The sequence below is a fragment of the Caballeronia arvi genome (assembly GCF_001544695.2).
Lineage (GTDB): Bacteria > Pseudomonadota > Gammaproteobacteria > Burkholderiales > Burkholderiaceae > Caballeronia > Caballeronia arvi.
The window spans coordinates 1-13,423 of sequence record NZ_FCOM02000063.1 but is presented as its reverse complement, the minus strand read 5'-3'; the positions used below and the strand labels follow the sequence as shown (position 1 = coordinate 13,423).

The window sequence follows — 13,423 nt, the reverse complement described above, 5'->3', positions numbered from 1 at the left end:
CAGTTTTGGTGAATCATGGAGTGAGCGTGGCTTAATCGAAGCGATCCTATAATCGACGCCATTGCCGAACGGCGCTCGCAGGAGCTGCAATCGTGAACGATCACATCATGAACATCGAGCAACTCGACACACCCGCCGCGATCGTCGATATCGCGAGAATGCAGCACAACATCGACGTCATGCAGTCGCGTATGAACGCGCTCGGCGTGACGTTCCGTCCGCATGTGAAGACGACGAAGTGTCCCGATGTCGTGCACGCGCAGATCGCGGCGGGCGCGCGGGGCATTACCGTATCGACGTTGAAGGAAGCGGAAGAATTTTTCGCGGCGGGCATCGTCGACATTCTTTACGCCGTCGGTATCGTGCCGGCTAAATTGCCGCGCGCGATGGCGCTAAAGCACAAGGGCTGCGATCTGAAGATCATCGCTGACAACGCGGCGGCAGCATCGGCGATCGTCGAGTTTTGCAAGGCCGCCAACGACACGTTCGAAGTCTGGCTGGAGATCGATACGGACGGTCATCGCTCGGGCCTCTCGCCCGACGACGATGCGCTACTCACGATCGGCCGCATTCTTCGGGATGGCGGCATCGAAGTGGGCGGCGTGATGACGCATGCGGGCTCCAGCTATGAACTGAACGATCCCGAAGCGCTTGCCGCGCTCGCCGAACAGGAACGCGCGGGCTGCGTGCGCGCGGCCGAACGTCTGCGCGCGGCGGGCATCGCGTGCAGGACCGTCAGCGTCGGCTCGACACCGACCGCGCTTGCCGCGAAAAGTCTCGAAGGTGTCACCGAAGTGCGCGCGGGCGTCTACGTGTTCTTCGATCTGGTGATGGCCAACGTCGGCGCCTGCACGACGAGCGATATCGCGTTGAGCGTGCTCACGAGCGTCATCGGTCATCAGCCCGACAAGGGCTGGGTCATCGTCGATGCAGGATGGATGGCGATGAGCCGCGACCGCGGCACGTCGAAGCAGACGCACGATTATGGCTATGGTCTTGCCTGCGCGCTCGACGGCACGCCGCTCGAAGGCTGTGCGCTAGTCGGTGCGAACCAAGAGCACGGCATTCTCGCGGTGGAGCATGACGATGACCTCGCGCGACGCTTTCCCATCGGCATGAAGCTGCGCATCCTGCCGAATCATGCGTGTGCGACGGGCGCGCAATATCCCGAGTATCACGCGCTCGCAAGCGATGGCAGCACTGTCGCATGGCCGCGCTTTCACGGCTGGTGATGCGCGTATCGCTCGTGCACGATGAGCCCGCCGTACACGAGCCCCGCTGCAAGACTCGTGCAGCCGCTATAGCTGACGAGACCGAGCGCCCATCCTTCATCGCCGACGACGACGCGCATTGCGAGCGCAAGCCCGCACCACCCGGCGATGCGAAAGGCGCGCGATCGTGCGTCGGAAAGCTCGCGTCCGAACAAAGTCGTTTGATGGCGATCCATCGAGATTGCGAGGAAGGCGAATGCGATCACACAGAGCGCAATCGTCATACGCTTTCCTTTTCATGTTCGCGTACTACGGCGCGCGCGGTCGGGCGCTTTCTCGCAGGCTTCACACGCGCACGATGATGCGTCACGCGCAGCGCCAGCGCCGCATGCAGCGCAGCGAAGGCCCACATCATCAGATCGAAGCCCGCGAACACCCAGTCGCCTTGCGCGACGCTGCGCCAGAACGGTCTGTCGGTCGTCAATGCATCGAGCACGGGCACCAGCGCGAGCATCGCGGCAGCGAGCCACAGCAATTCGATCCATCCACGCTTCGCGGGGCGCAGCAACGCATAGAGCAACGTCGCGCCCCACACCGCGAAGAACAGGTTGATCTCGGCGACGTCGCGGGCTGCGATCACGAGCGGCAGCAGGCGATTGCCCCACAGAAAGCCCGTCATCGCGACGGAAAGGCCCGCGATGCTCGCGATATTCAAACGCTCGACGAGCCAGAAGCCGAAGTACGGCCGCGCAGGATCGGGCAGCTTCTGACGGCGCTTGACGGTCCACATGACGAGACCGGTGCCGACCATCGCCGTGCCCGCGAGGCTGACGATGAAATACAGCCAGCGCGATTGCAGATCGCTGAAGCGTCCGAGATGCAGTGCGTAGAGCACACCGCGCGTTTCCGCCGCCGCGCCGACGCCGTCCTTCACGTCGATGAGCTTGCCCGTCACGCCATCGAAGAGCATGTATTGCGGGCTCATCGAGACACGCAACGCCTCGCCGCGCGAAACGGCCACGCGCGCGGTGATATCGCCGGGATTCGTGACCGTCACGCGGCCGACCTTGTCGCGGCCCCAGCGCGCTTGCGCCTCGCGCACCATCGCGTCGACGGGTGCGAGCGCGGCCTTCTGTCCGCCCGGCTTGCCCGGCTGTATGAACGCACTCAGTTGCACTTGCATCGCCTGGCGTTCGGCGGGCGTCTTGAACGCGGTCTGCGCGCCCCAGGGCATGTACATCGCCATCAGCGTGACTAGGCCGGTGTAGGTGATCATGGCGTGAAACGGCAGGCCGAATACCGATAGCGCGTTATGTGCATCGAGCCATGAACGCTGTCCCTTGCTCCATCGGAACGTGAAGAAATCGACGAAGATTTTTTTGTGCGTGATGACGCCGCTCACGATCGCGACGAGCATGAACATCGCACAGAGTCCCGCCAGCCAGCGTCCCCACAACACCGGCATGTAATAAAACTGGAAATGGAAGCGATAGAAAAATTCGCCGCCGAGCGTCTTGCGCGCGCTCGTGCGCTGGCCCGTGACGGGATCGAAGCTCGCTTCCTCGAACGCGCGTTTTCCGGTCGCCACGCCCGGCACGCGCCAGAAAGAACCAACGACACTCGAGCGCTCGTTCGGCAACTCGAAGCTCCATTGCGGGCTGCCCGCGGCGATCTTGCCGAGCGTCGCGGTCACGCGTTGTGCGACGAGCGCCGGATCCGCCATCTCGCGCTGATGCGGCTGCTCGGGCCGCATCCATTGCGAGGTTTCGTCCTTGAAGTAGCTGACGGTGCCGGTCAGGAACATCGCATAGAGGATCCAGCCAGCGAGCAAACCGGCCCACGTATGCAGATCGGACATGCTCTGGCGAATGCCGCGGCGCTTCACGAGACGTGCCCTCCTGTCCATACGCTGGATGCAGCAACGAGCAGCGGCACGGCGACGATCGCAAGCCCCGCCCACGCGCGCCGCGCGCTACGAGCCGCGAACACCCAGATGACCGCGCACGCATAGACGATGAAACTCGCAAGCATGCCGGTCAGGACGGCTTGGGCCTGATCCATCGGCAACGCGAGCGCTGCCACGCTCGCGAGCGCGGCGAGCGCGTAGCCGCCGAATATCGCAGCCACGATGCGCGAGACGAGCGGAACGTGCTTGCCGATTGCGATCATCGGCGCGTTTTTCTGGAAGGAGGCGTTCAAGTTATTCGTGAGCGAGGCGTCCGCGCGATAAGCGGAACGTGACGCGACCGTCGGCTCGCCGACGCTAGAAATATGTAAATGATAACGATTATTAATAACAAGCGCTCGATGGCGTTGTCAAGCGCCGCTTAAAAGCGGCGCGTCAAATGGCGGGCTAGTGGCCTATTCCTCGCCCTTTACCCACTTTTTGGTGGCTTGATAGCCGCGTTTCGATGTATCGGCGATGGCGTGACCGGCCGATTTCGCGCCGTCGCCGATCGCATGAGCGGCATCGCGCGCCGCGTGCCCGGTCTGGCGTCCGGCGGGTTTGAGGTCTTCCTTAAACTGATGCGCGCCCGAGGCCACACTCGCGTGCGCGAGCGGGCTGAGCGCGATCAGCAGAAACGGGACGATGAGCGAAGTGGTCTTTTTCATGCGGGCAATTTTCGCATAACGCGCCGGACTCACTTCCGGCACAAATCGAAACGCGTTCCGATAAAAAGCGGAACGCAACATTGCTCAGCAGGACGTCGGGCGCAAACGCTCGACTGCGAGCCCGAAGAACGGACGCAGCCGCGTGCCGGCGATGTTGCCGAAAAAGGCTGCGACGAGCCATAGCCAGCCGTGCAGACTGCCCGACACGATGCCGCTGAAGTACGCGCCGATATTGCAGCCGTACGCGAGCCGCGCGCCGTAACCGAGCAGCAGACCGCCGACGATCGCCGCGATCAGGGAGCGCATCGGCACCCGCCAGACCGGCGCATAACGGCCGGCGAGCGCGGCGGCAAGCATTGCGCCGAGCACGATGCCGATATCCATGACGGACGTGACATCGCGGGAAATCGGCGCGGCGAGCGCGGCCGCGTTGGCCTGGCTTGTCCAGTACGGCCAGCTCGCGGTATCGGCGCCGAACATGGCCGCCGCCTTCGCGCCCCACAACGCGAACGCCGACGTGATGCCCCACGGCCGTCCGGACAGCGCGAGCGTCGCGAAATTGAGCACGGCGAGCGCGATGCCGCCAGCCACGAGCGGCCAAGGCCCGTGCAGCCACGGCGATGTGTGCGGCGGCTGGACGTGCGCTGCGACGAGCCTTCCGTGACGGCGCTTTTCGATGATGACGGTCAGTGCAGCGATCAGCGCGAACGCGATCCAGTTAATTGCGAGCGCCGGCCCGGCGCCGAGCGACTTGACGAGCGAAACCGGCTGCAAGTGCGGCAGCGCGGTCCAGAACGGCATGTGCGCGGTCGCGATGACGGACCCAGCGATGAACGCCGCAAGCGTCACGATCATGCGCGTGCTGCCGCCGCCGACCGTATAGAGCGTGCCCGACGCGCAGCCGCCGCCCAGTTGCATGCCGATGCCGAACATGAACGCGCCCACGATCACCGATGTGCCCGCCGGCGACACGAGCCCCGTCACGGGCGTGCCGAAGAGCGTGCCCGCGGCGAGCGCGGGGAAGAACAGCGCGACGCCGACCGCGAGCATCAGCATTTGCGCGCGCAGGCCGGCCCCGCGGCCATCGGCGATGAACACGCGCCACGCGGACGTGAAACCGAACGCCGCGTGATAAAGCGAAACGCCGAGCAACGCGCCGACGACATACAACGCAGCCTGGCGCGCGCCGACGGTCTGGCCGAGATACCACGCGCCGAGCACGATCAGCAGCGCGGCGATGCCAAGCGGCCCGGGATTGGTGTTCGCGCGGCGGGGAAGCGGGGTAGCGAGATCTGACATGAGATAAGCCGTTGCAATAAAAAGCGGAACAGCCCGTCATTTTCTCGCGTATCGGTGTTTCGTGCTGGCGGCACGAAGTTTGCACGCGAGACCGTATTCGCCCTTCCCTGGAGTTCCCGCATGCATATCGTCTGCCACATGATGTCGTCGATCGACGGACGCAGTCTCACCGATAACTGGAATCTCGATTTCGCATCGCCGACCTACGAAGACACGGCCGCGCGCTTCGGCGCCGACGCGTGGGCATGCGGCCGCGTCACCATGCAGGAGATCTCGCACGGCAGGGATCGCGACTATCCGCGCGGGCTCGCGAAAGGCCCGATTCCGCGAACGGATCATTTCGCTACACGCGACGCGAGCCAGTACGCGATCTCGATCGATCCGAACGGACGCGTCGCGTGGAAGAGCGGCACGGCGCTCGAATCGCATATCGTCGAAGTGCTCGCCGAAAGCGTCGAGGACGATTACCTCGCGTATCTGCAAGCGATCGGCGCGTCGTATGTATTTGGCGGCAAGGAGGATATCGAACTGAAGCGCGTCGTCGATACGCTCGGGCGCGAACTGAAAATCCGCAAGCTGATCGTCGAAGGCGGCGGGCATGTGTCGGGCGCGTTCGTCAATGCGCAACTCGCGGATGAAGTCAGCGTGCTTCTGATACCGCTCGTCGATGGGCGCGAGGCGCATACGTCATCGTTCGAAATCGCGATGGACGCATGGCGGAAACCCACGTACCTGAAGCTCGATTCGGTCGAGAAACTCGATAACGACGTCGTGTGGCTGCGCTATACGCGCAAGAGCTGACGCGGCGCCATCGCCGGAACGAAGCTTGCTGTAAGCATGCTGCAATGCCCGCAAACGGCTGATATCGGAGCGCGCGCATGAAGGCATCGTCGATAGAACAGGACCTGGTTGTGCTCGTCCATTGCGGCGGCGAAAAGGCCGCGCGCGGACAGCATGAAATCGATACACAGCGCGCCCTCGCCGTGCAGCTCGCCGCGCTTCTGGACGCGCCCTTCTGCGGCGAATTCGATGCCGCGCGGGCGCATCGGTATCGTTATATCGTGCCCGACGACACGCTCTCGCACGACGACGCCATCCGCATGGGCATAGCGCACGAAGACGATTTTTTCGGCGGCGTGGTGCCGTATCCATTCGTCGCGACTAAAGTCATCGCGCACGGCTTGCCGCCCGGCGCGCACGCGAAGCCGCCCGGATGGCCCGACGAACTCGCAAGCCATACCAGCGATCTCGTGTTGCCCGGCTTTTCCGTTTTTTCGCGCGACGATGCGCACGCCGCCGCCGCGCTGCTGTGGAAAAACGGCGCGGTGAGGCTCAAGCGACCGTCGGGGATCGGCGGGAGCGGACAGGCAGTCATCGCCGATAAAAAAGAGCTCGACGCCCAGCTCGACGATATCGGTGACGACACGCTGGCCGCGGAAGGCATCGTGCTTGAGCGGGACTTGCAAGACGTAGCGACGTTCAGCGTCGGGCGCGTGCGCGTCCGTGCGCACGAAGCGAGCTACTTCGGCGTGCAACATCTGACGCGCAACAATCACGGACACGACGTGTATGGCGGCTCAGATCTCGTCGTCGTGCGCGGCGGATTCGACGCGCTGGAACGCATCGACATGCCCGACGACGCTCGCATCGCGATCCGGCGCGCACGTGCGTTCGACGAAGCCATCCACGATGCCTTTCCGGATTTTTTTGCATCGCGGCGAAACTATGACGTGGCCTGCGGCACGAACGATGAAGGCCGTCACCTTTGCGGCGTGCTGGAGCAGTCGTGGCGCATCGGCGGCGCGAGCGGCGCGGAAATCGCCGCGTTGCGCGCCTTCGCGAACGATCCCGCGCTTCGCGTCGTGCGCGCATCGACGGTCGAAGCTTATGGCGCCGCCGTCGACGTGCCCGCGAACGCGTGCATCGACTATCGCGGCGTCGATCCGCACACGGGACCGATCACGAAGTTCCATACGATCGATACGACGTTCGAAGGAGCGAGCGAATGACGGCAAACCGGCAGGAGATGCAGATTCCCGTCGAACGCGGCTATCTCGACGGCACCGTCGTCACGCCCGCGACCACCATTCCCGGCGTGCTGTTCGTGCACGGCTGGGGCGGCGATCAGGCGCAGTACATGGAGCGGGCGCGGCAGGCGGCGGCGCTCGGCTGCGTCTGTCTCACTTTCGATCTGACCGGCCACGCGCGCACCAAACAGGAACAGGACACCGTGACGCGCGAAACCAATCTCGGCGACGTGCTCGCGGCGTATGACACGCTCGTTGCGCATCCGCTCGTCGATACGACCTCGATCGCCGTGATCGGCAGCAGCTACGGCGGCTATCTCGCATCGATCGTCACGTCGATGCGGCCGGTCCGCTGGCTCGGCCTGCGCGTGCCGGCGCTCTATCTCGACGATGGCTGGAACACTCCGAAGCGCGCGCTGCACACGGAACACGATCTCGTCGCGTACCGCAGGCGCATCGTGTCCGCGAACGAAAACCGTGCGCTGCGCGCGGCTGCGGATTTCGGCGGCGACGTGCTGCTCGTCGAATCAGAGCACGATGAGATCGTGCCGCATACGGTCCTCGCCAGCTATCTTCAGGCGTTTTTGCGCGCGCATTCGCTGACGTATCGCGTCATCGACGGCGCGGATCATGGTTTATCGGATGAAGGCAGCCAGCGCGCATACACAGCGCTCGTCATCAACTGGCTGGCGGAAATGATCGGCGGCAGGCGCGCGGGCAGCCGCGGCGAGATTCCCGGGCCGATCGCGCGCTAGCGCCGCTCCGGGTCCGCGCTTTGCTCTGTACGGTGGGCATTCCATTTTTCTGACGGAGGACCACCATGTCTCGCCAAGCCCCCACGCAAAATTCGACCAGTGCAACGGCCCGCGCCACCAAGAGCCAGGACGCGATTCAGGTCTTGACCGACGACCATCGCGCTGTCGAAAAGCTGTTCGACGCGTTCGAAAAAACGCAAAAGGACGATCTCGATGCGAAGGCCACGCTGGTCCGTCGCGCTTGCGAAGAACTGACCGTTCACGCGATGATCGAGGAAGAACTGCTCTACCCCGCCGCGCAGGAAGCGCTCGACGAAGACGACCGGCCGGACGTCGAGGAAGCCTATGTCGAACACTATCTGGTGAAGGTGCTGATCGACAAGTTCACGAAACTGCACGCAGGCGAAGCAGGTTTCGACGCGACCTTCAAGGTGATGAGCGAGATGGTGCGCCATCACATCGAAGAAGAAGAGTCGGATCTGTTCCCGAAGCTGCGCAAGTCCGGCGCCGATCTTGAAGCGCTCGGCGGAAAGCTGATGCGGCGTAAGGAAGAACTCGAAGCGAAGCTGCCGAAGGACGCGGGCGACAACACGATGCGTCTGCACTGACATCGCGGGACGCTACGGAGCCACTACATGAAAAACCCTTGGGTGAAAAAGAATCCTTTTCTGAGCATGTGGCTGTCCGGTGCCAACGCAGTCATCGGGTCGGCGCGGGGCCGTGCCACCGCGCAAGCGAAGCGGCAGGCGTCGACCCTGTGGACGGCGGCGCTCACGCCGGCCAAGCCGAAAAAGCGCCGCAGCAAGCGCTGAGACGCTTTGCGCACTGCGCGAATTTTTATTCACGCAGTGCGTTCAGGAAATCGCCAAAGACGCGGTGCGTCGACGCGCTCAATCCCGCGCCGACCGCCGTCTGCACTGTGCGTCGCAATCCGAGTATCGCGACGCCGACCAAAGCCAGCGCGATCAGTTCAGCATTCGGCGTCCGCAGAAACCACGGCGCGGTGTTTGCCGACGCAGACGGCCGCGTGCGGGGCACACGCGCGGTGCGCACCGGTTCGTCCAGCGCGTGCGCTGCCACCAGTTCCGCGCGCGATTCCGCCATGCGCGCGAGGATCATTTCCTGTTGCACGGCATGCTTCATTGCGCCACCTCCCTGATCGTGTCGACGTCGCGCCGCAACTGATCGCGCAGCAATTGAAACGGCTCGGTCGGCTTGCGCGACATCATGACGATGACCGCGATCACCGCGACGGCGAGCCACGCGCCCGCGACGCACCACGCCGTCAGCACGAGATATGGCGTGCCGACCGCGGTCACGATCACGGCAATCGATATGAAGGACAGCGTGAACAGCGCGCCGATCGTCAGCGCCACCATCGCGACAATTTCGTGAAGCACGCGTTTCTTGGTTTCTGCAAGTTCGATCGGAATCAACTCGCCATAATCGATGAGACGCGTCGTGCAGAAATGGCCGATCCTGCGCCAGTTGGAGATCTTTCTCTGGATGGTCATCGTTGCGTCTCCAGCGAAGTTGGAGGGAGATGGATCGGGCATGCCATGACCCTGAGCAGCACCTATGCCCGATCTCGCGCAGCGATAATTTCGCGTTCCGAAAAAAAAAGGACGACGGCGCACCGTCGTCCTTTTTTCTTGCTTCTACCGAGACGCGCCGGTCAGTTCTTGAGGTCGTCCGGCACCTTGCCGCCGTTTTCCGCGAGCTTCTGCATCACCTGTTTGTGCAGCCAGATGTTCATCGCGGCAGAGTCTTCCGTGTTGCCGCTGTAATGCAGTTCCGAAGCCAGTTCCTTTCTCGCCGACAGGCTGCTGTCGAGACCAAGCAGCTTCATCAGATCGACGATGGACGTGCGCCAGTTGAGCTGCTCGCCGTGGCCCGCCTGCATTTGCGTCAGCACCGCTTCGACGTCCACGGGCTGCGTCGGCGCGGCGCCCGGCGCGGGCGTGGAAGCGGCCGTCGACGTAGCGGGTGCGGCAGGAGCGGCGGCGGCGCCCCCGGCGGGCGCAGCAGGCTGACCGGCTGGCGCACCCGCCGCGGCCGCGTCGTGGTGGCCGAAAATCTTGTTCATGATGTTGGAAAAGATGCTCATGTACGCCTCCTTGTTGAAGTGGGTTCCCGCTATGCGCAAGCGCCATGCCGAAATGCTCGTTCGCAAACCGGCGCGTTCACTATGAACGCGAGTTGCTTCGTGCACGTGTCAACGCCGCGGAATAACGATTGCTTCAGGCCCTGTGATGTCAAAACAAGCACGATAACGCGATTTCCCCACCATCGCATCAACCCTGCCTCAGGGCCGAGGAGTCAACGTGGACCTGCAATCCTGCTCCCCTTCCATCACGACGATGATCCGCATGGATCACGCGCACGTCATGGCGGCATTTCATCGCTATCACGCAGAGACGGCGTGGTGGAGAAAGCGCGCGATCGTCGAACTCGCCTGCACGGCGCTCGAAATACACGCGCAACTGGAAGAAGAAATTTTCTATCCCGCGTTGAGCGAGGCCATGAACGGCGATGAACGGCTCACGAAGAGCAAGCCCGAACACGACAGGATGCGCGAGGACATCGCCAGGCTGCGCGCGATGGGCCCGCAAGACGCCGCCTACGACGCGCGCTTCATGCAGTTGATGCGCGAAGTGATGCACCACGTCGCGGATGAGGAAACGGTGTTGCTGCCGACCGCCGAACGCGCGCTCGCGTCGCAGCTCTCCGAGCTCGGCATGCGTATGACGAAGCGGCGCATGCAGCTCGTCGCGCAACATCGTCCTGCTGCCATCGCGGCGAATACCTTCGGTACGTTCCCGCTCGCAACGCTGGCGATGATGTCGCTCGGCGCGCTGGCGATCGCACACTGTCTGCGGCCCGCGCCCGCGCGCCGCATGCGACGTTATGCGTGAGGTCCGATCACGGCGCGCGCCCCGCGCCGTTCACTTCCACGATCTCCACCGGTATCGATTTCGCGCCCGGCACCTTGCTTTCCTTCGCGTAATGCCATAGCGGCAAAAGCGGATTGCATTCCGGAAAATAACCGGCGATGCATCCTTCCGGAATGTCGTAGGGCTGAATGCGCAGGCCTGCGACGCGCCGTTCGAAGCCGTCGTCGGCAATCGTCTGCAGGGTGACGCGATCGTCCTTGTGCAGGCCGTGACGCTTCATATCCGCTTCGCACATCATGATGACCATGCGGCCGCCGCTGATGCCGCGAAAGCGGTCGTCGAGGCTATAGATCGTCGTGTTGAACTGACTGTCGCTGCGCAGGGTCATGAGCAGTAGCGATTGCGGCTCGCGTCCGGGCATGTCCGGATCTTCGCTTATGGTCTCCGGCACGAAGAACTCCGCCTTGCCGCTCTTCGTCTCCCACTTGCGTTCGCGCGCGGGCAGGTTGCGCGCGAAGCCGCCCGGCGTCCACATGCGTGCGTTGAAGTCGTGGAAAGTCTCGGGATAGGTCTTCGCGATTTCATCGCGCACGAGCGCATAGTCGCCGCGCCAGCGATCCCAGTCGACGGTCGAGCGCTCACCGAGCGTATGCTTCGCCAGTTCCGCGACGATATACGGCTCCGAGCGCGCGTCGAGCGAAGCGGGCTCGGCCACGCCGCGCGAACCGTGGATACATCCGGTGCTGTCTTCCATCGACACCGCCTGCGGGCCGCTCGCCTGCGTGTCGATTTCGATGCGGCTCAGGCAAGGCAAAATGTACGACTTCTCGCCATGCACGAGATGACTGCGATTGAGCTTCGTCGCGACATTGACCGTCAGCTTCAGCCCACGCCAAGCCGGTTCGATCCGCAAACGGTCCGGCACCGCGCGCACGAGATTGCCGCCGAGACTGACGACCGCGCTGACCTTGCCATCGAGCATCGCTTCGAAGGCTTCGACGGTGTTCATGCCTTTCTCGCGCGGCGGCTCGAAATGGAACTGGCTCGCGAGCTTGTCGAGCGGTGCGAGTTCCGGCTTCTCGGTAATGCCCACCGTGCGTTGTCCCTGCACGTTCGAGTGTCCGCGCACTGGCGACGGCCCCGCGCCCGGCTTGCCGATATTGCCGCGCAGGAACAGCAGGTTGCAGAGCATGCGCACGTTCTGCACGCCCTGCCGATGCTGCGTGATGCCCATGCCGTAATGCGCCATGACCGCCTTTGCGCGCATGTATTCCGCGGCTGCCGCTTCGAGATCGGCGCGCGGCAGGCCTGCCACGCGTTCGATGTCATCCCACGATGCAGCGCGCACATAATCCGCGAAGGCTTCGAAGCCTGTCGTATGCGTGTCGATGAATTCGACATCGAGTATGCGCGGCTCGCCGTGCGTCTTCGCGCGGTCGTCGGCGTGAATGACGGCCTTGCAGATGCCGAGCAGCGCAGCCGTATCGCCGCCGGTCTTTACCTGATGATATTGCGTGCTGATGATCGTATGCGCCGGCGTCATCATCTCGACCGGCGATTGCGGATTCGCGAACTTCAGAAGCCCTGGCTCGCGCAACGGATTGAACGTGATGATCGGCACGCCGCGTTTGCGCGCCTCCTGTAACTGATGCAGCATGCGCGGGCTATTGGTGCCGACGTTCTGCCCGAAGAAGAACATGAGATCGGTCTTCTCGAAGTCGTCGAGCTTGATGGTGCCCACGCCCACGCCGATCGCCGCCTTCAGTCCGACGCTCGTGCTTTCGTGACACATGTTCGAGCTGTCGGGCAGATTGTTGGTGCCGTACATGCGCGCGAAAAGCTGGTACATGTATGACGTTTCCAGCGACGCCCGCCCCGACGCATAGAACACGACGCGCTTCGGATCGAGCGCACGCAACTCGCGGCCGATGTCCTCGAAGGCTTCCTGCCATGTGACGCTGATGTACTTGTCGCTCGCGGCGTCGTATCGCAAGGGCGCGGTAAGACGCCCTGCATCCTCGAGATCGTGATCGTGCCACGCGCACAGTTCCGTCACTGTGTGAAGTTCGAAAAACTGCGGCGTCATGCGCTTCGCGGTGAGATCCCAGGCGGTCGCCTTCGCGCCGCTTTCGCAGAACTCGAACGTATGCGGATCGGCTGGCTTCGCCCATGAGCAACTGACGCAGGCGAAGCCATCGGGCTTGTTCTGCTTCAGCAGGACGGTGCTTTCCTTTAACGGAACCTTCTCTTTGATGAGTGCGCCGGTGACTGCTCTCAGCGAGCCCCATCCGCCGGATGAATACGGATACGCAGCGTTCTTGCGAACGGCGTTGTCTGATTCGGCCATGTCTTTGCCTCGTGCGCTTCATGCGTGGTTGCATGAGGTACGAGCAAACACTGTTCCCTTTCGGAAGGCTTTAGCGTTGGTTCCTGTATTCGCGGTGGTCTATTAGCACTGCCCCTATGCGGGGCGGCACCTACTTTCTTTGCAGCAGTGTATAGACCGGGGACATAGTTGACAGATTTGGCGGGGACATGGTTGACACTTTTGGGCATCGAAATGCCTGGACTGACCATGCCTTGGAACCCGCAAAACACCATGCAACTTCGCCTCGAATTCGTCA

The 13,423-nt window shown here is 63.2% G+C and carries 16 protein-coding genes; 7 read left to right on the top strand and 9 right to left on the bottom strand.

The features are described from left to right. The first annotated feature begins 107 nt into the window (after window positions 1-107). Window positions 108-1,232 (top strand): DSD1 family PLP-dependent enzyme, encoded by a 1,125-nt coding sequence (locus tag AWB74_RS36950; protein ID WP_061151573.1) that lies wholly within the window; start codon window positions 108-110, stop codon window positions 1,230-1,232. Here the strand turns inward: AWB74_RS36950 and AWB74_RS36945 are convergent. The 5 genes from AWB74_RS36945 to AWB74_RS36925 form a co-directional block, all read right to left on the bottom strand. Continuing rightward, window positions 1,220-1,495 carry a DUF3325 domain-containing protein gene (locus AWB74_RS36945; protein ID WP_061151552.1) on the bottom strand — a complete coding sequence of 92 codons (276 nt, stop codon included), beginning with the start codon at window positions 1,493-1,495 and terminating at the stop codon, window positions 1,220-1,222. The two genes, AWB74_RS36950 and AWB74_RS36945, sit on opposite strands and share 13 nt — an antisense overlap. After that, the gene (locus tag AWB74_RS36940) at window positions 1,492-3,117 is read right to left on the bottom strand and encodes a PepSY-associated TM helix domain-containing protein (RefSeq protein ID WP_061151551.1); all 1,626 of its coding nucleotides are present in this window, start codon (window positions 3,115-3,117) and stop codon (window positions 1,492-1,494) included. The genes AWB74_RS36945 and AWB74_RS36940 overlap by 4 nt, the downstream gene beginning before the upstream one ends. Next, the gene (locus tag AWB74_RS36935) at window positions 3,093-3,380 is read right to left on the bottom strand and encodes a DUF3649 domain-containing protein (RefSeq protein WP_061151572.1); all 288 of its coding nucleotides are present in this window, start codon (window positions 3,378-3,380) and stop codon (window positions 3,093-3,095) included. The genes AWB74_RS36940 and AWB74_RS36935 overlap by 25 nt, the downstream gene beginning before the upstream one ends. Window positions 3,381-3,572: 192 nt before the next feature. Beyond that, on the bottom strand, window positions 3,573-3,824 hold the full coding sequence (locus tag AWB74_RS36930; RefSeq protein ID WP_061151571.1) for a hypothetical protein: 252 nt from the start codon (window positions 3,822-3,824) through the stop codon (window positions 3,573-3,575). Window positions 3,825-3,908: 84 nt separating this feature from the next. Next, entirely contained in the window at window positions 3,909-5,123 is a 1,215-nt protein-coding gene (locus AWB74_RS36925; RefSeq protein ID WP_061151550.1) for a YeeE/YedE family protein, read from the bottom strand. A gap of 120 nt (window positions 5,124-5,243) precedes the next feature. Here AWB74_RS36925 and AWB74_RS36920 point away from each other — a divergent pair, with 120 nt between their 5' ends. From AWB74_RS36920 to AWB74_RS47025, 5 genes are all read left to right on the top strand, one after another. Then, entirely contained in the window at window positions 5,244-5,924 is a 681-nt protein-coding gene (locus AWB74_RS36920; protein ID WP_061151549.1) for a dihydrofolate reductase family protein, read from the top strand. Window positions 5,925-6,001: 77 nt separating this feature from the next. Next, the gene (locus AWB74_RS36915) at window positions 6,002-7,132 is read left to right on the top strand and encodes a DUF3182 family protein (protein WP_061151548.1); all 1,131 of its coding nucleotides are present in this window, start codon (window positions 6,002-6,004) and stop codon (window positions 7,130-7,132) included. Continuing rightward, window positions 7,129-7,905: an alpha/beta hydrolase family protein gene (locus AWB74_RS36910; protein ID WP_061151547.1), complete on the top strand. Its 777-nt coding sequence runs from the start codon at window positions 7,129-7,131 to the stop codon at window positions 7,903-7,905. Before AWB74_RS36915 ends, AWB74_RS36910 begins: the two co-directional genes overlap by 4 nt. Before the next feature lie 65 nt (window positions 7,906-7,970). Next, entirely contained in the window at window positions 7,971-8,513 is a 543-nt protein-coding gene (locus tag AWB74_RS36905; RefSeq protein WP_061151546.1) for a hemerythrin domain-containing protein, read from the top strand. 27 nt (window positions 8,514-8,540) lie between these two features. Continuing rightward, window positions 8,541-8,717, top strand: a complete 177-nt coding sequence (locus AWB74_RS47025) for a hypothetical protein (RefSeq protein ID WP_200822088.1) — start codon at window positions 8,541-8,543, stop codon at window positions 8,715-8,717. Window positions 8,718-8,742: 25 nt separating this feature from the next. On the opposite strand, the gene AWB74_RS36900 is transcribed toward AWB74_RS47025, so the two are convergent. From AWB74_RS36900 to AWB74_RS36890, 3 genes are all read right to left on the bottom strand, one after another. Then, complete coding sequence (locus tag AWB74_RS36900; RefSeq protein ID WP_061151545.1) at window positions 8,743-9,048, bottom strand: hypothetical protein; 306 nt, start codon at window positions 9,046-9,048, stop codon at window positions 8,743-8,745. Continuing rightward, window positions 9,045-9,419, bottom strand: coding sequence for a phage holin family protein (locus AWB74_RS36895; protein ID WP_061151544.1), 375 nt, complete (start codon window positions 9,417-9,419; stop codon window positions 9,045-9,047). Before AWB74_RS36895 ends, AWB74_RS36900 begins: the two co-directional genes overlap by 4 nt. Before the next feature lie 161 nt (window positions 9,420-9,580). After that, entirely contained in the window at window positions 9,581-10,012 is a 432-nt protein-coding gene (locus AWB74_RS36890; RefSeq protein WP_061151543.1) for a DUF3597 domain-containing protein, read from the bottom strand. 262 nt (window positions 10,013-10,274) lie between these two features. Here AWB74_RS36890 and AWB74_RS36885 point away from each other — a divergent pair, with 262 nt between their 5' ends. Continuing rightward, the gene (locus tag AWB74_RS36885; RefSeq protein WP_061151570.1) at window positions 10,275-10,820 is read left to right on the top strand and encodes a hemerythrin domain-containing protein; all 546 of its coding nucleotides are present in this window, start codon (window positions 10,275-10,277) and stop codon (window positions 10,818-10,820) included. Window positions 10,821-10,827: 7 nt separating this feature from the next. Here AWB74_RS36885 and AWB74_RS36880 read toward each other — a convergent pair whose 3' ends face one another. Beyond that, the gene (locus tag AWB74_RS36880) at window positions 10,828-13,146 is read right to left on the bottom strand and encodes an FdhF/YdeP family oxidoreductase (protein ID WP_061151542.1); all 2,319 of its coding nucleotides are present in this window, start codon (window positions 13,144-13,146) and stop codon (window positions 10,828-10,830) included. Window positions 13,147-13,423 lie beyond the last annotated feature (277 nt).